This window comes from Rhizohabitans arisaemae (genome assembly GCF_025996515.1).
GTDB lineage: Bacteria > Actinomycetota > Actinomycetes > Streptosporangiales > Streptosporangiaceae > Rhizohabitans > Rhizohabitans arisaemae.
The window spans coordinates 1,195,809-1,212,887 of record NZ_BLRH01000009.1 but is presented as its reverse complement, the minus strand read 5'-3'; the positions used below and the strand labels follow the sequence as shown (position 1 = coordinate 1,212,887).

Below are 17,079 nucleotides of genomic sequence, written 5' to 3'. Positions count from 1 at the left end.
CCCTGGAGAGAAGGCGGCCGTGCTACATCGCGAGCGCGTACAGTGTGCCCCCGCTGGCGATGTAGACGGTGTCGTCGGCGACGGTGGGAGACGAGTAGATCCCGCTTTTGGTGGTGAATGTCCAGCGTTGTTCTCTGGTTTGGGCGTCGATGGCGTAGAGCTTGCGGTCGGAGCCGCCGATGTACACGATGCCGTCGGCGACGTCGGGGGACGATTCGATCAAGCCACCGGTGGTGAATGTCCAGCGTTGCTTGCCGGTTCGGCCGTCGATGGCGTAGAGCTTGCGGTCGGAGCCGCCGATGTAGACGATGCCGTCGGCGACAGCGGGTGGCCAGAGGGAGGTATCGGCGGTGAATGTCCAGCGTTCTTTCCCGGACTGGGCGTCGAGGGCTAGAAGCAGACCTTCCTCGTTGCTCGTGTAGACGGTTCCGTCGAAGACGGCCGGATCCCGGAACACAGACTCGCCGGTGGTGAATGTCCAGCTTTCTTTTCCGGTGGCGGTGTCAACGGCGTGGAGTCTGCCGCCGTGGCCGCCGAAGTAGACCTTCCTGTTGGACACGAGTGGGGATCCGGGGACATCACCGGCGTTGAATGCCCACCGTTGCTGCCCGGTTCGGGCGTCGACGGCGTAGAGCCGTCGGTCGTCGCTGCCGACGTAGACGACGCCGTTTGCAATGGTGGGAGCTGATTGGATGGCGCTGTTCGTGGCGAATGTCCAGCGTTGCTGCCCGGTTTGTGTGTCGATGGCATAGAGCCGTCCATCGTCGCCGCCGATGTAGACGGTTCCTTCGGCGACGGCAGGGGAGGACAAAAGCTCGCCTCGGGTGGTGAACACCCAGCGTTGCTTTCCTATGGTGTCGACGGCGTGGAGCTTCCGGCTTGCACCGCCGATGTAGACGACTCCGTCGACGACCGCCGGGCGGCCGTGCAGGCGGCTGGCAGGGAAGGACCAGAGCAGGGTCCCAAGGGACGGCCGCTGCCGCTCAGGGGTTGGGGATGGAGTGGTCCGCTTGGCCGTGGCGGGGTTCTCCTCGGGGAGTGACCGCCACACGGCGAAGCCTGCCGCCGTGGCGCCGACCCCGGTCAGGGCGAGCAGGGCCTGCCGACGGGAGACGCCGGCCCGGGGACGGCCGGAACGTCCGGGGTCCGCCCGCCCATCGCGTGCCTGAGCCGGGAGGGCACGCCCCCCGGTGTGTCCGGGGACGATTGAGGTGCTTTCCAGGGGGGCCGGGTCGCCGCTTTGGTCAGGGGGGTGTCCTTGGTGGGAGGGTTCCGCCGGGGTCGGCTCGGGTGGAGATGGCTTGGCCGAGGCGCCACGCCGCTCCTGCTTGATCGTTTCGGGTGAGCCGCCGGGCTCCCCGACCTGCGGGACATCGGTGGCCTTGTCGGCCGAATCCACTGAGGTGCTTTCCAGGGGGGCCGGGTCGCCGCTTTGGTCAGGGGGGTATCTCTGGTGGGAGGGTTCGGCCGGGGTCGTCGTCGGCTGCGGTGGAGATGTCTCGGCCGAGGTGTGACGCCGCTCCTGCTTGATCGTTTTAGGTGAGCCGCCGGGCTCTCCGACCTGCAGGGCATCGGTGGCCTTGTCGGCCGAATCCAAGGGCTTCGTCCGGCGAGGCGGCGCCGGTTCTCCGGGTGCCGCCGGGGTCACCTGGCCGGACGGTCCCGTCAGGGGAGGTGTGACCGGCAGCTTGGTCACGGCGTCGGTGCGCAGGGCGTGCCCCACCGGGTGAGGGAGCCAGGCCGCTCCGGTGAACAACTCGGCGACGGCCGCCCCGTCGGCGTCGGCTCCGAGTTCGTCGACCAGGGCGGTCGAGGTCGGCCGTCGCTCCGGCCGCTTGTCCAGGCAGGGGGCCACCACGGCACGCAGGCCGGGGGAGAGCCCGTCCAGTCTGGGCGCGTCGTGCACGATGCGGTACCAGAGGCCCTGCCAGGACCCGGTGCCGAACGGGCCGGTCCCGGTGGCGGTGTAGACGAGGATCGCCCCGAGGCAGAAGACGTCGCCGGGCGGTCCGACGGGGTCGCCGGTGAGCTGTTCGGGGGTCATGAAGCCGGGAGTGCCCACCAGCGCCCCGGTGTGGGTGAGTCTGCTGCCGTCGACGGCGATGGAGATACCGAAGTCGATGACCCGCGGTCCGTCGGCGGTGAGCAGGACGTTGGAGGGTTTGAAGTCGCGGTGGACGACCCCGGCGGAGTGGATGGACTCCAGCGCCTCGGCGAGCCCGGCGCCCAGCGCCCGTACCGAAGCCTCGGGCCAGGGTCCGTGCCGCTCGACCGCCTCCTCAAGCGAGAGGCCGGGCACGTAGGCCGTCGCCAGCCACGGTGGCCGGCCTTCCGGGTCCGCGTCGACGACTCCGGCGGTGAAGAAGCCGCCGACGGTACGGGCGAGCGCGACCTCCCGCGCGAACCGGAGCCGGAACTCGGCGTCGTCGGCGAGTTCGGCGCGCACCACCTTCACCGCCACCGCCCGGCCGCCCCGGGAGCGACCCAGGTAGACCCGGCCCATGCCGCCCGACCCGAGCCGGGCCAGGATCCGGTAGGGGCCGACCCGCGACGGGTCCTCCGGCTGCAGGGGGTTGAACGCGGGCACTGATACTCCCTCTTCGATCGATCAGGAGGCAGAGTCGATGCGGGGGCGTTTCACCGGTTGGCCGGTCCGCAGACGCTCAGTGTTGCTCCGCCATGTCACCACATGTCTCGATCTTCATATCAGAATCCGAATTACTGGTGTGGCCGCTTCCCGACCCAGCGGTTGACCGGCTTTGTCGGTGGCGGTTGACCGGCTTCATCGGCGGTGTCGGCAGACGATCCGGTGACGCTCCCACTCGTCGGTTTTCTTCCCGGACGGCGCAGCCCGCACGGGGAGAGCGCACGCGCACCCGCCGCGGACGCACGCGGTTCCGTCGGCGAAGACCGAATCCGAACAGATCGAGTCGTCGGCGGTGAACGCCCGGCGTCGCTTTCCGGTTCGGGTGTCCACGGCAGGGAGTCCAGGGTCGTCGCCACCGGTGTAGACGGCTATGCCGAGCGACTCAGCTTAATATCAGATGAGGACTTATATGGATATATTCCTCTGGAGAATCGACGTTGTCCGAGGGGCGGCGATCCCTTGATCAGTTAAATATCGGACATGGTGGCATGGTTCGACAAACGCCGTTGAATTGGAGGATCGGCTGGTCGGAGCGGGCGATCGATAGGGACCGGCCGCGGTGTGGGTGGGCGGTGCCGGCGGGAGTGGCCCAACGAACCAACGTTTCTCCCATCGAGTCCGGCGAACCGCATCAAATGCGGAGATTTGCCTACCACTTTGTGTTGAATTTTCCATATAAATGATCCCTAGGATGGAGTTAAAATCAAAGCCGCCCCCCTGAACCTCCCAAATCCGGACAATTAAGGCGGTCTCCGTGTATCAGAGGTGGCAGAGCCTGCTCGACACTTTGCCTTCCCCCGAGAGCGCGGTCCTGCGTTCGCAGGGTACGGCGCGTCGCTACGCGCGCGGGGAGTGGCTCATCCACCAGTGCGCGACCGAGAGCGACGTCATCCTGATCACCGGCGGTTTCGTCAAAGTGGTCGGCCTGTCCGGGGAGACCAAGGAGGTCGTGCTGGCCTTCAGGTCGGCGGGGGATCTGGTCGGGGAGTTCGCCCTCATCCTGGGGCAGCCGAGATCGGCCTCCGTGATCGCCACGACGGACCTGCACGCCAGGACGATCGGCCGCGGGGTGTTCGAGTCCTTTCTCCACCGGTATCCCCGAGCCCGGGAGCACGTCCAGGCGCACGTGGCGCGGAAGACGACGGCGAACAACCGGCACAAGATCAGGATCAGCGGGGTCACCGCCAGGATGGCGCTGGCCCGCACCGTCTTCCAGTTCGCCCAGGACTACGGCCAGGACAGGGCGGGGGCCGGGGTCCGGCTGGCCATGCCGCTGTCCCACCGGGACCTCGCCTCGTATGTGAACATCGGAACCGCGACCGTGGATCGGGAGCTCAACTGGTTCCGCGTCAACGGCATCCTCAGCACGGGGTACCGGCATCTCGTGATCCTCGACATGGACAGGCTTTCACAGGCCGCCGCGGAGGTGGAGACACCCGGATAGCCGCCGGGAAACCCTCATATGGTGCGTTCTTCCGAGGAATCGGTCTCTACGCTCCAGCTGACCGTCCAGATCGGATGGGATCGTGGGGAGAGGTATGAGGTTTATGAGCGCGGAATCGATGGGCCGTGACAGCAGGTTCGCCGAACCACGAGGATCCCTCGACGCGAGTCTGGCCGCTCTGCTCGCGCTCGCCCCCTCCCCCCAGGCACTCGCCATCCGCGGCGAGCTGATCGGGTTGACGGTCAGCCTCACCGAGGCGGCCCTCCTCGCCGAGAACACCGACGCCCGCACCGCCGAAGCCTGCCGCGCCGCCCGCGACGCCCTGGAACGCCTCCTCTGACCCCGCCCCGCCGACCGCCTGCCCCGGGAGCGAGGACCCGGGGCAGGCCGTCAGCGGGTGCCGTTGAGTTCGGGGCCGTGGATGCGGCCGGCGGTGCGGGAGAGGGGGCGGCCGGTGCCGCCCCAGCGGTTCTGGATCAGCTCGGCGGCGATGGAGACCGCCGTCTCCTCGGGGGTGCGGGCGCCGACGTCCAGGCCGATGGGGGAGCGGAGGCGGGCGAGTTCGCGGTCGCCCAAGCCGGCTTCGCGGAGCCGGGTCAGCCGGTCCTCGTGGGTGCGGCGGCTGCCCATCGCGCCGATGTAGCCGGCCTCGGTGCGCAGCGCCACCTCCAGCAGGGGGACGTCGAACTTGGGGTCGTGGGTGAGCACGCAGATCGCCGTACGCTCGTCGACGGCGGTCTCCCGCAGGTACTCGTGGGGCCAGCGGACCACGACCTCGTCGGCGTCGGGGAAGCGCTTGCGGGTGGCGAAGACCGCGCGGGCGTCGCAGACGGTGACGTGGTATCCGAGGAACTTCCCGACTCTCGCCACGGCGGCGGCGAAGTCGATCGCGCCGAACACGAGCATGCGCGGCGGCGGGGCGAACGCCTGGACGAAGACGGTGACGTCGTCGAGACGGCGTTCCCCGTCCGGGCCGTAGTGGCGTTCGCCGGTGAGCCCTTGCGCGAGCATCCCCCGGGCGTCGTCGTCGACGGCGACGTCGAGGCCTTCCGCGCCGAGTGAGCCGGACGCGCGATCCGGCCAGATTATCCGCCTCGCCCCGATCCGCCGGGGACCGGCGATCGTCGTCGCCACCGCGACCGGCCGGCGGCCGCGGACCGCCTGGGCCACCTCGGCCAGTTCGGGGAAGGTCCGCGGGTTCACCGGCTCCACCAGGACGTGAATGATCCCGCCGCAGGTGAGACCCACGCTGAAGGCGTCGTCGTCGCTGATGCCGTACCGCTCCAGGACGGGTTGCCCGGTGGCGATGACCTCCTGCGCCAGCGCGTGGACGGCGCCCTCCACACAGCCGCCGGAGACGCTGCCCACGACCTCCCCGCTCGCCGCGACCGCCATCGCCGCGCCGGGCTCGCGTGGCGCGCTGCGGAACGTGCTGACGACGGTGGCGAGGCCGAAGGTCTCCCCCGAGGAGTGCCACTCCAGGAGGGAGTCCAGGATGTCGCGCATCGTGGACCCCTCCTAGCGGTGTCGGTACATGCCTCCCACGTTATCGGTGCTCGTCCAGTACGGCTATGCGCAGCTCCGAGGTGTAGACGCCACCCTTGGCGTCGGGCAGCCAGACGTGGTCGGGGCCCGGGTGCATCTCGGCCAGGGTCACGACGGCTCCCTCGATCCGGGCCGCCTTGCGCACCGAGGAGACGAAGTCGGCGACGAACAGCGGGCTGTCCAGGTCCAGGTAGATCGGCTTCTTGCCTTCGGCGGCCCGCCAGAACATGAAGCGCGGCATGCCGAGCCCCTTCGCCCAGCGGCGGATCTCGGTGAACTTCTCGAGTTCGCCGGAGTTCTTGCCGATCGGGATCCGCGCGGCCGGGACGCGCCAGGTCTCCCGGGACATCACCATGCGGTCGATCGTGATCCGCGGGGTGTGCGGGAGCGGGGGGATCGGCTTGAACAGGTTGGCGACGTCACGGACCATGAGCTCACCGAGGGCGTCGAGGATGCCCAGGGTTTCCCCGGTGGGCACCGGTACCCCGATCCGGCCGGTCGTCGGGTCGCGGACCGCGTTCACGTCGAAGAGGCTGAGCCGGCGTGTCTCGGGGGCGTCGCGCTCGCCGTGCCCCGCTCCGTAGGAGAGGTACCAGTACTTGTCGGAGAACACCTCGGGGGTCGGGTAGTCGCGGCCGGTGATCGCCGGGGTGCGCGGGTACATCGGGACCAAGCGCGGCGTGTACTCCAGCCGTTCCTCGGCGGCCCGCAGGATCAGGTCCGGCCTGTCGTGGAAGCTGAGGAAGGCGTGGGCGTCGAGGGTGAGCGTCCCCACGTGCAGCTCGCCGAGGACGAACTCGTACTCTCCGGCCGCCAGCGACTCGGCGCCGCGCGCCGCGATCATGACGTCGGGGCTGTGCTGCCGCCCGCTGTACCACCCGGGCGCCTGCGCCGGGAACGTCTCGCGCACCGCGGCGGCCAGCTCCCGGGCCGTGTAGCCCACCCGGGAGGCCGTGGGGTCGAAGTCGAGGACGTGGGCCCAGGCCTGCTGGAACCGGGCGACGAGCGGGGGCACCCAGGGTTGTCTGCCGAGCTCGGACAGATACTGCCGGAAGATCATGCCGAGCGGGACGCCCTCCTCACCGAAGAGGCCGAGGTGTTCGTCGTAGACCTTGCCGGCCCACCGCTCCACCTCGACGCCGAACCGGTGCACCAGCCAGCGCGCGCTGTCCAGCACCAGGGCGAGCGGTGGGGCCAGGGTCTCGCGCAGCTCTCCGCCGAGGGTCAGTTCCAGGTCCCGGCCGCACTCCTCGAACACGGCGTTGCGCCCGATCACCTTGACGTCCCGGGTACGCGTCGAGGTGCCGCCGGTGAGCCGGCCGTACTCCTCGTCGAGGTCGACCAGGGCCTCGGCCAGCGTCTTGGGGTCGCCCGCGGCGGCGGCGATCCGATCCTTGGCCGCCTCCAGCCGGTCGAGCACGGTCAGGGCCTCGGTCCGGTCCGGGGAGTCCGGGAGGGCGGCGAGCTGGGCGCGCAGCCCGCGCTCGGGGTAGCGGTTCATCGGCACGTCCGGCCGCCAGACGATCAGTTCCCGGAGGAAGAGCCGCTCCAGCACGTCGAGGACGTCGCGGAGCCCCCGGATGCCGGGGTGCGCGGCGGCGGAGAGCAGCCGTTCGATCCCGGTGGGGGTGCGCCGCCCGTCGATCGCCCGGATGACCGCCTTCTCGGCCGGGTCGAGTTTGGCGGGGGGACGGCCGGGCCTGGACGCGAAGTCGCCGTGCAGGGCGGTTCCGGGGGTCAAGGCCGGGGCCAGGCCCCGCCGCAGGGCGGGGGAGCGGGCGAGCGCGACGCCGACGGAGTGGATCAGCCACTCCTCGAAGTACACCTTCCGCTCGGAGATCACGGTGGGGCCGGGGGTCACGGACGCGTGCGGGACGTCGTCGTCGAAGGAGGCCCACGTGGCCGGACCGAAGAACCCGATCGTCTCGTTCCGGGTGTGGTAGCGCTGGATGTACCGGGTGACGCTGACCTCCTGGGCGCGCCGGGTGGAGTTGCGGACGTGGCTCCCGTCCGCCTCGGTGTGCCGGACCATCCAGGAGAGCAGCCGGTCGACCAGGGGCGGGTTCTGCCACGTCAGCGCCTCGTGGAAGAGGTCGCCGCCGATCACGGCGAGCATCCGGACGCTGATGGCGCGCAAGCCGGCGTCCCAGGCCTTCCGTTTCTCCTCGGCGCCGAGATCCGGGTCGTCGGCGGCCGCGGTCAGGGCGTCGTCGGTGAGATCGAGGAGGTCGCCGATGGGAAATCCGGTGCTTCGGAGCACGACGTCGTTCCACAGGGACCATGATCCTGCGCCCAAAGGCCGGATGAGCGATTGTTCAAGGTCATTGTCTGCACCACTCATCAATGTTTGACCTTCCGGGGGAAATGATCAAAGATCTCGATTACCGTACCTCCGATTAGTTTTCAGGTCGAGATCTATGGGTCACCATATTTGACTGATAAAAGTGGAGAATCAGGCAAGCGCCCTCGGATGTGGAATGGGCGTGAGAAATAGGAGGGGTCGCTTACGGACCCCTCATCCGCGGTTAACGGCTCAGGTCGCTTAACGGCTCTCGTCGAGTACGGCTATGCGCAACTCCGAGGTGTAGCGCCTGCCCTCGGCGTCGGTCAGCCACACATGGTGGGGATCCGGGCACATCTCGGAGATCGTAATGATCGTCCCGTCCTTCCGGGCGGCCTTGCGGACCGACGCGATGAAGTCGGTGACGAACAACGGGCTCTCGAAATCGAGGTAGATGGGCTTGGCGCCCGCCGCCGCGCGCCAGAACACGAACCGGGGCATACCCCGGTCGCGTGCCCACCGGCGCACCGCGGCGAATCTGGTGAACTCATCCTCGTTCTTGCCCGTGGGGATCTCCGCCACCGGGACGCGCCAGGTTTCCCTGGCCATCACCAGCCGGTCGATCGTCACCCTGGGGGTGTGGGCGAGCGGCGTGATGGGAGAGAACAGGTTGGCCAGTCCCGCCACGCAGAACTCACCGAGGAAGTCGCGGACGGCGAGCGTCTCCCCCGACGGCGTCCGTACCCCGACGACCCCGGTCGCCCCGTCCCGGGCGGCGACCAGGTCGGCCAGGGGAAGCCTGCGCTTCTCCGGGGTGGGGCGCTCCCCGTTGCCCGGTGAGAACGTGAGGTACCAGTACTTGTCGGAGTAGGTTTCGGGGGACGGATAGTCGCGACCGGTCAGTTCCTCGGAGCGGGAGTAGGCCGGAACCACCCGCGGGCGGAGTTCCAGCCGGGATTCGAGGGCGCCCGCGATCCGCTCCGGGGCCTCGTGGCGGGTGAGGAAGGTGGAGGCGTCGAGGGTGATCGTGGTCAGGTGCAGCTCGCCGAGGACGAACTCGTAGTCTCCGGCCGCGATCGCCTCGGGGCCCCGTGCGGCGATCATGATGTCGGGACTGTGGTGCGCCCCCGCGTACCAGGTGGGGGCCGGGGCGGCGAACCGCGTCGCCACCGCGTCGGCGAGGTCGGCCACGCTCCGCCGGACCCGGGCGGCGGACGGGTCGATCTCCAGGATCTCCCCCCAGATCCGCTGGAATTCGCTGAGGAGCGGAGCGATCCAAGCCGGGTCGTCCACCTTCTGCAGGAAACGGCGGAGGAACAGGACGAGGTGCACCCCGTCGACCTCGGTCAGCCCGTTGAACTCGTCGTAGACCTCGTCGATCAGCTGCTCGACCTGGACGCCGAACCGCCAGACCAGCCAGCGCGCGCTGTCCAGGAGCAGGGCGAGCGGTGGGGCGAGGGCTTCCCGCAGCTCGGTGCCGAGCCGGACGGAGACGTCCCTCCCGCACTCCTCGAAGACGGCGCATCGCCCGACCCTGCTGATGTCACTGGTCCGCTGCGCGGCGTTCCCGGTGATGCTCTGAAACTCCTCGCCGAGCCGGGCCAGCGCCCCCGGGAGGAGGTCCGGCCTGCCCCCGGCCGCCGCGACCTCGTCTTTGGCGGCCTCCAGGCGGTCGAGCGCGGCCAGCGCGGCGGTGCGCTCCGGGGACTGCGTCAGCCGGGTGAGCTCGTCGCGCAGGCCCCGCTCCGGCCATCGGTCGATCGGCACGTTCGGCCGCCAGACGATCAGCCCTTGCTCGCGGAGGCGCTCCAGCGTCTCAAGGACGCGCGGCAGGCCGCCGACCTCGGGAACGAGCTGTTCGAGCTGCGCCGGGACACGCCGTCCGTCGACGGCCCGGATGACGGCCGCCTCGTCCGGCCCCAGCCGGATGGGGGGTTTGCCGGGCTGTGAGATGAAGTTCCCGTGCACGACGACCCCGTTGGGGAGGCCGGGGGGCAGCTCGTGCCGCAGCCGCGCGACCTCGGCGAACGCGCCGCCGACCGCGTCGATCAACCAGTCCTCGAAGTACACCTGCCGCCCGGAGACGAGCTCCGGCCCCGGGGTCACGGTGAGCCGGGAGACGTCGTCGGAGAACGCGGCCCAGGCGCTCGGCCCGAAGAAGCCGATCGTCTCGTTGCGGGTGTGGTAGCGCTGGATGTACCGGGCGAGACCGGTCTCCTGGCTGCGCCGGACCGAGTTGCGGACGTGGGTGCCGTCCGGTTCGGTGTGCCGGAGGAACCAGCCGTGGAGGCGGTCGATCAGCGGGGGGTTCTGCCACATCAGGGCTTCCAGGAACCGATCCGTGCCGGTGATCGAGAGCATCCGGGTGGTGATGAGCCGCATACCGTTGTCCCAGGCCTCGCGGGTGTCGCCGGTACCGGGATCGTCGGCTGCCGAGGTGAGTCCGGAGTCGGTGAGACCGAGAAGGTCGGCGACCGGGAACCCGGTGCTCCTCAGTACCACGTCGTTCCATAGGGACCACGACCCCGCGCCCAAAGGCCGGATGAGCGATTGTTCAAGGTCCTTGTCTGCACCGCTCATAGATTTCTATGACCCTTCGGGGTAAATGATCAAAGATCTCAATCACCGTACCGTTTATGTGATTTTCGGTCGAGATCTTCGGTCAAAGGTGACGCGTGATTTCCTCCCAGACGACGCGAGGGTGTGCACGCACCGTGCACACCCTCGCGAAATTTAACTGTTTATCCAGCGAATATATAGACGTGGCTGGCTATGCCGGAGATCGCCTTCAGGTCATCGGCGACATTCCGCTCCACCTGGGCCGGATCGAACTGTACGGCGGTGCGGTTCAACCCCTTGCGCTTGGCGAGGGCGCTCGTCGCCGCGTTGTGGGCGAGGTTCGGGTTGAAGATCCGCCACAGGCCGTCCCAGTCCTGGCGATGGCTCCACAGCGCGACGGTCTGCGCGCCGTACTTGATCGGCAGATCGACCCGCATGGACGTCTCCGCCTCGGCACGCGGCGCGTCCCACGGGGAGTTGTTCTTGTGGCCGAAGGCGACGTCCCTGGCCCCCAGGTGCACCCGGGTGTCCCAGCCGCGGGCCTTCACCGAGATCCACAGGTTCTTCTGCGCGTCCGAGGGCGAGATGTTCGCCGCCCGGTACTCCTGGAGGTAGATGCCGCTGCTGAGCTGGACGGTGTCGACCGCCCCGGTCAGGACGTAGCGCTCCACGTTCGGCAGGGCCAGCGCGGGGTACTTGGCCCGGACCGCCGTGACACAGGAGGCGTTGGTCCCGCAGCCGAACTCCGGCACCAGGATGTTGACGGCCAGCCGCTTGGTCGGGGCGATCTTGCGTACCTCGGCCGCGGTCAGCTTGACGAACCGCTCGATGGCCTTGGCGTCCTTCAGGTTCCCCTGGTACCCGAGGTCCCAGGCGAACTGGATCCCGACCACGCCCTCCAGCTGGGCGTTTCTCGCCAGCCGGGTGACCGCGTTCTTGTAGAGGTCGCCGCCCGCGAGGTAGGCCTGGGTCAGGTCGGCCTCCAGCCACACGCTCATCCCGAGCTTGGTGGCGTTCGAGACCGCCTCCGACACCGGTCCGGCGCTCGGCGCGACCTCCTTCTTCGGGGCGACGGGGGCGTCGTTGCCGCCGGGAGGCTCCTCGGTGGCCGCCGGCTCCGTCGGGGGCGTGGCCGGCGTCGTCGGATCCATGGAGCGTTCGGGGAAGCCCGGGACCTCCGGTTCCGACGGCGTGTCGCCCGAGCCGGCGTCCCCGACGGTGTCCGTACCGGTGTCCGTACCGGTCGCGGGTGGGTCGCTGCCGGAGGAGGAGGTGGAACCGTCCGAGGTATTGGTCACGCTGCAGTCGTAGTTCGAACAGTCGACGCCGCTCGGTGGATTGACCCGTTTGCCTTCCGCGTTGTAGCACCAGTATTTACTGGTGTCGACGCCCTTCTTGCAGGCCGTCTCGTTCTTGCACTTCGGACCCTTGACGTTGGGGTTGTTCCGGTCGGCCTCGTTCTGGGTGAACGGGTCGTAGCTGAGGCCCGAGCAGAACACGTGCGGCATCGGGTACGGCTTCGCGCTCTCGACCCGCTCGTCGGTCCAGTACTTGTAGACGTCGAGCGCGTCCTGCGGGGTCTGTGCCAGCCACCAGCAGTGGACGAAACTCGGGGTGCCCTCGGGAAGCTGGTCGTTGCAGCTTTTCGGCGGATTCGGGTTGTGCCCTTCCCCGGGCCCCGCGAACGCGATTCCCGTCACCGTGCCGATCGTCAGGGCGAGAACCGTCGCGAGGATCGCGATGAGTCTTTCCCGGCGATTCAGCCTCAATCCTTGCTTCATAGGCGCACTTCCTCGTTCGGGTTACGGTTGGGCACCTTGCACACGTGCCGGCGACGGCTCATCGCCCTGTGGGACATGGTTTGCGATACATCACCGATACGGAGGCGTTTCCTCCGTTCGACGAGATGCTGATGGACGCGGTGTAGTCGGTGCCGCACCGGACCGACTGCATGTCCCCGAGTTCGACCATGACGCTGAAGCTGCCTCCGGCGGCCACACTCCCGGCCCCCTGCGAGATGGAGATGGGACCGTTGACCTGCGCGCTCCACGTCACCTGCCCGTTCTTCGCCGCAAGCTGTACATAGCCGGACTTGGACGACCGGAGGTCGAGCGAGGTACGCGACAGGGAGAGCTGCGGCGGTGGCGGCGGGGGATCGGGCTTCGGCTGGTTCGGCGCCGTGGTCCAGTTCCCGTTCCCACCGCCGCCCGGCGTCGACGGCGCGGGCGGCCGGGGATTCGGCGGCGGCGGAGGGTTGTTCGGACGGGGGGCGTCGGTCCCCTTCGGATCCGGCGCCGGAGGCCGGTTGGTCGGATCGGTACGAGGTGGATTGTTCGGCGACTTGGGCCGGTCGTCGGGACGCCGGCTCGGCGAGGTCGTCGGCTTGCCCGCGCCCCGGGTGGGGGCGGGCGGCCGTACGGTCGGCGGCGGCGGAACCTGACCCCGGGTGGTGGGGCTTGGGTTGCCCGTGGTCGGCGGCGGCGGGAGCTCGCCGTGCCCGTCCACGGCGGGCAGCGGAGGCATGCTCAACGCCGGCTGCACGTCGGACGCGGCCTGCTGGCTCGACGTGTCCACCGCGGGCGCGGGGGTGCTCCCGTGGATCGACGTCCAGACCAGGCCGGCCGTCGCGGCCACGACGACGAAGACCGCGGCGAGCCTGCCCCAGCGGATCCGGCTCTCCGGGTTGGACTCGTCGGGGTCGACCTCCCAGAAGTCCTGGTCGGACGGACCCTTTCTCGATCGTTCCAGCGGCGACCGGGTGGACTTGGGCTTGGACGGCCCCGTCCCGGCGACGGCGACGGCCGGCCGCTCGTCCGGCTCCTTCCCGGCCGCCTTGTCGGCGGATCTCTCCGGACGGGGCTTGGAATGCGGCGCCGAGTGCGGCCGGGAGTGCGGGGGCGAGGAGGACTTGGGACCCGGTGCGACGACGGCCGGGGGGACCTTCCGCGGCGGCGTCGAACCCATCGACGGCGGAGCGGAGAGCGGTACGGCGACGGCCGCCTGCTTCACCGGGGTCGTCCCGCCGCGCCCCGCGCCCTCCCGGTCGGGGTCCTGGACGGGGAAGCCGTCGTCGTGCCACGCCGTCACCCGCACCCGCCGCCCGGGGATCACCGAGGATCCGGAGAGCTCGTCGCGGAGGGAATCCGGGGGAGGCGGCATGGGAAGCCGGGAGAGCACGGCCGGCGCCGAGATCCGCCGGGGTACGGCGGCGCAGGTGTGGCACTCGTCGAGGTGGTCGGTGATCCGGTTGCGCTCGGATCCCTCCGGGGAGCCGATCCACTCCTCGACGAGGTCGCCCATGGTCTCGCAGGAGGACTGCCCGTTGTAGGCGCCGAGGACCGCGGCGAGCCAGCGCTCCAGCTGGTCGGTGCTCGCGGTCAGCGAGAGCCGCGCGGTGGACAGGTCCGTGTCCAGGGCTTTGGCGATCTCGGCCGCGCTGAGCTCGTGCCGGGCCGAGAGGTTCAGCGTCTCGTTCTCCAGGGGCTTCAGGACGCTCAGCGCCTGCCCGACCAGCTGGCCGATGTCCGGCTGGCCGTCCCCCGGGCCGTCGCCCGGAGAGGCCGGCCGGGGCCGGGCGCCACCCGGTGCGGAGTGGCAGCGTACCCGGGCCAGCGCGTAGAGCCAGGCACGCAACCGCTCCGGATTCCGGAGCCGATGGATGTTGGCCTGGGCGACGATGAGAACGTCGCGGACCGCGGCGCCCGCAGACTCAGGGCCGAGCTGTGAGCGGCAATAGTCGTAGAGCCGCGAGCCGTAGACGTCGTACACCGCCGTCAGCGCATGCGGCTCCGCGGTCCGCAATGCATTTGCCAGCTCTTCGGACATGATCTGACATGCTAGGGAAAACGACCACCCATGTCATTGTGGAATCACCAGACCCTATATCACCATTTAATAACGGCCGTCCAGCATCAAACCATCGCTGTCCTGGACAACTAGTTTTACTACGTAAAACAGGCCAGAAAGATGACTTTGGGTCTTTTTATGCGATTCTTGGTGATACCTAGCTGTGTGACCGATTTTGGGTGATGTTCCGGCGCGACCGCCGTCACGCTCGATAATAATGATCAGTCACGTATAAGTCACCATGTCCGCGACGATTGCTCCGCCGCGGAGCCGTACTCCACCCCGCCTCGAATGCGGCTCAGAGGTACAGCCCGGTGCCGTGTTCCGGGCCCTCGCTCGCGATGGCGTGGAGATCGCGTTCCCGCATCACGAGGTAGATCTCGTTCCGGACCTCGACTTCGAACTGGTCGTCGGGGTGGAAGAGGACCTTGTTGCCGACCTTGACCGTGCGCACGCTGCCGCCGACGCCGCAGACCTCGCCCCAGGCGAGCCGGTTGGTCATCTTCACCGTGGCGGGGATGACGATTCCGGCGCTGCTGCGGCGCTCCTCGTCCACCGGTGCGACGCGCACCATCACGCGGTCGTGGAGCATCTGGATCTCAAACTTCGCGTCTGGCACAGTAGGCAGTTTATTCGCCGCCGGCCGTACCCACACCCACTCCCGTGTTCCGCCTGGGAGGTCCGGCCGGGCCGGTCTCCCGCCGGTTCGATCCGCGGGACAAGGGGATCTCAGGTGAGGGATCCTCTGCTCGGACGGTTGACAGTCAACCCTAGTTTTCCTACCGTGTTAATAGGTTATTTCGAGGGGGTGCGATGAATCCAGCCGGACCCCGCCCGGTCTCCCCGGTGGAGGCGGCGATCGCGGCCGGTCGATGGGTTCGCGGTGCCGCAGTGGATGGGGAGTGCGGGCGGTACTGGCGGGCCAACCCCGATTCTGGAGGTCGGGGCGCGGTCCCGGGATCGCCCGCCTCCCTCTACTCCGGGGCCGCCGGCATCGTGGTGTTCTTCCTGGAGCTGGCGGCCGCGACCGGTCACGACGCGTACCTCGACGACGCCCTCGCCGGCGCCCGGTATCTCGCCGCGACCTGGCGGCGCCACACCGGCCTCGGCCTCTACCAGGGACTCGGCGGGATCGTCTTCGCGTTGGCCGAGACGGGATGGGCCACCGGGGACGAGAGCGTGATGAACGCGGCCCGTGACTCGGCCGACCACATCATGCGCAACCTGCGGTCGGTCGACGGAGGCGTCGGGTGGAGCGGTGACCCCGCGCAGAGCGGGGACGGCGGGGTGGTGCTCGCCCTGCTCCACGCCGCCGGGGCCCTCGGGGTCCCCGCCTACCGCGACGGCGCGGCCGAGGCGGGGCTCCGCATCGCCGCGTTCGCCGTGCCGGGGCACGGCTACCCCGCCCCGGCCGAACTGCCGCGCGACGCGGTCACCCCCGGATTCCTCCACGGGACCGCCGGGACGACGTTCCTCTGCGCCAGGCTCTTCGGGGTGACCGGCGACCACCGCTTCCTCGCCGCGGCACGGCGGGGGGCCGCCTTCATCCGGATGACGAGCGTCGTCGAGGGGGACACGGCGTTCGTCCCGCACCATGTGCCCCAGGCGCGGGACCTGCACTACCTGGGGTTCTGTTCGGGTTCGGCGGGGGTGGCCAGGGCCTTCTACGAGCTCTACCGGGTGGGCGGGGACGTCGCCGACCTGCAGTGGGCCGAGCGCCTCGCCCGGGGCATCGTGCGCGGCGGCTCCCCCGGTCCGGGAAAGTGGAACGTCGTGTGCCAGTGCTGCGGGACCGCGGGGATCATGGAGCTCTTCCTCGGGCTCTTCGCCGTGACCGGGGCGGGCGTCTACCTCGCCTACGCCAGGCACCTCGGCCTGGAGTTGATCAGAGGCGCCACCGACCACGACAGGGCCGGCTTCCGCTGGTACCAGGCGTACACGCGATGCCGGCCGTGGGAGGTGACCGCCGACACCGGCTTCATGGTCGGCGCGGCCGGTATCGGGACCGCGTTCCTGCACCTGTCCAGCGCGATCGGGGAGACCGACCCGCGACGGCTCATCCTGCTGCCGGACAATCCGTTCCCCGCCATCGCCCTCCCCGCCGAGCAGCTGCGGGCGCTAAGCGGCTGATCGTCGCTGGAAGGGCAGGAACCGTTGGGCGCTGTGCCGGTGGGACTGGAGATCGGTCGGTTCGACGGCGAGGAGCCGGTCGAAGCGGAACGCGCGGATTCCGTGGCGGAGCCGGCACCAGGTCACCAGGTACCAGTGCTCGCGGTGGACCAGGCAGGTGACGGGGTCGACGTCGCGGACGCTGAGCCGGCCGTGGGCGTCGCGGTAGCAGAGCCGGAGCACCCGCCGATCGGTGATCGAGGTGGCGATGATCCGGGCTCGGCGCGCGGTCTCCGCGGTGAGCGGGGTGGTCAGGGTGCGCAGTGTCGAGGCGATGACGTCGTCTCCGGCGTCGAGGTGGGCCAGGGCGGCCCGCAATCCGGTACGGGCTGCGCCGGCTTGCGGGCCGGTGCCGAGGTGGGCGAGGGAGAGGGCGAGCGCCGCGATCTCCGCGGCCGTCAAACCAGGTGCGTCATTGACGTTTCCCATACTAGGAACATACCCAGAACCACTGACATTTTCGCTTGTCAGTACGAGTTTTCTCGCAGGTTCTCAAGATCGTTCAGACCGCCGGACCCCGCTGGAACCAAGATCGTCCGAGTGCTCGGCGGAGTGGCCGGGCGGGCGGAGTCCGGTGGCCGGGAGGCT

The 17,079-nt window shown here is 69.4% G+C and carries 11 protein-coding genes; 3 read left to right on the top strand and 8 right to left on the bottom strand.

Translation table 11 applies throughout. The features are described 5' to 3' along the window. Positions 1-22: 22 nt before the first annotated feature. Entirely contained in the window at positions 23-2,587 is a 2,565-nt protein-coding gene (locus RUR_RS06150; RefSeq protein ID WP_283133883.1) for an outer membrane protein assembly factor BamB family protein, read from the bottom strand. Between the two features lie 814 nt (positions 2,588-3,401). On the opposite strand from RUR_RS06150, the gene RUR_RS06145 reads away from it, so the two are divergent. Next, positions 3,402-4,091: a Crp/Fnr family transcriptional regulator gene (locus RUR_RS06145; protein WP_283133882.1), complete on the top strand. Its 690-nt coding sequence runs from the start codon at positions 3,402-3,404 to the stop codon at positions 4,089-4,091. Between the two features lie 103 nt (positions 4,092-4,194). Further along, entirely contained in the window at positions 4,195-4,431 is a 237-nt protein-coding gene (locus RUR_RS06140; protein ID WP_283133881.1) for a hypothetical protein, read from the top strand. Positions 4,432-4,481: 50 nt separating this feature from the next. Here the strand turns inward: RUR_RS06140 and RUR_RS06135 are convergent, their stop codons facing one another. The 6 genes from RUR_RS06135 to RUR_RS06110 form a co-directional block, all read right to left on the bottom strand. Next, the gene (locus RUR_RS06135) at positions 4,482-5,597 is read right to left on the bottom strand and encodes an XdhC family protein (protein ID WP_283133880.1); all 1,116 of its coding nucleotides are present in this window, start codon (positions 5,595-5,597) and stop codon (positions 4,482-4,484) included. A 40-nt stretch (positions 5,598-5,637) separates the two neighbouring features. After that, on the bottom strand, positions 5,638-7,896 hold the full coding sequence (locus RUR_RS06130) for a lantibiotic dehydratase (protein WP_283133879.1): 2,259 nt from the start codon (positions 7,894-7,896) through the stop codon (positions 5,638-5,640). A 282-nt stretch (positions 7,897-8,178) separates the two neighbouring features. Further along, positions 8,179-10,419 carry a lantibiotic dehydratase gene (locus RUR_RS06125; RefSeq protein WP_283133878.1) on the bottom strand — a complete coding sequence of 747 codons (2,241 nt, stop codon included), beginning with the start codon at positions 10,417-10,419 and terminating at the stop codon, positions 8,179-8,181. A gap of 239 nt (positions 10,420-10,658) precedes the next feature. Beyond that, on the bottom strand, positions 10,659-12,257 hold the full coding sequence (locus tag RUR_RS06120) for a hypothetical protein (protein WP_283133877.1): 1,599 nt from the start codon (positions 12,255-12,257) through the stop codon (positions 10,659-10,661). 58 nt (positions 12,258-12,315) lie between these two features. Continuing rightward, a complete protein-coding gene (locus RUR_RS06115; protein ID WP_283133876.1) occupies positions 12,316-14,301 on the bottom strand; it encodes an RNA polymerase sigma factor in 1,986 nt (661 codons plus the stop codon). 319 nt (positions 14,302-14,620) lie between these two features. Next, positions 14,621-14,941, bottom strand: a complete 321-nt coding sequence (locus tag RUR_RS06110; RefSeq protein WP_283133875.1) for a GroES family chaperonin — start codon at positions 14,939-14,941, stop codon at positions 14,621-14,623. Between the two features lie 194 nt (positions 14,942-15,135). Between RUR_RS06110 and RUR_RS06105 the strand changes: the two genes are divergently transcribed. Further along, complete coding sequence (locus tag RUR_RS06105) at positions 15,136-16,452, top strand: lanthionine synthetase LanC family protein (RefSeq protein WP_283133874.1); 1,317 nt, start codon at positions 15,136-15,138, stop codon at positions 16,450-16,452. On the opposite strand, the gene RUR_RS06100 is transcribed toward RUR_RS06105, so the two are convergent. Further along, the gene (locus tag RUR_RS06100; protein WP_283133873.1) at positions 16,441-16,920 is read right to left on the bottom strand and encodes a helix-turn-helix transcriptional regulator; all 480 of its coding nucleotides are present in this window, start codon (positions 16,918-16,920) and stop codon (positions 16,441-16,443) included. The two genes, RUR_RS06105 and RUR_RS06100, sit on opposite strands and share 12 nt — an antisense overlap. Positions 16,921-17,079 lie beyond the last annotated feature (159 nt).

Coding starts and splice junctions, on each gene's coding strand:
- RUR_RS06100 (WP_283133873.1), bottom strand. CDS start 16,920: ATGGGAAACGTCAATGACGCACCTGGTTTGACGGCCGCGGAGATCGCG.
- RUR_RS06140 (WP_283133881.1), top strand. CDS start 4,195: ATGAGCGCGGAATCGATGGGCCGTGACAGCAGGTTCGCCGAACCACGA.
- RUR_RS06115 (WP_283133876.1), bottom strand. CDS start 14,301: ATGTCCGAAGAGCTGGCAAATGCATTGCGGACCGCGGAGCCGCATGCG.
- RUR_RS06120 (WP_283133877.1), bottom strand. CDS start 12,257: ATGAAGCAAGGATTGAGGCTGAATCGCCGGGAAAGACTCATCGCGATC.
- RUR_RS06105 (WP_283133874.1), top strand. CDS start 15,136: ATGAATCCAGCCGGACCCCGCCCGGTCTCCCCGGTGGAGGCGGCGATC.
- RUR_RS06135 (WP_283133880.1), bottom strand. CDS start 5,597: ATGCGCGACATCCTGGACTCCCTCCTGGAGTGGCACTCCTCGGGGGAG.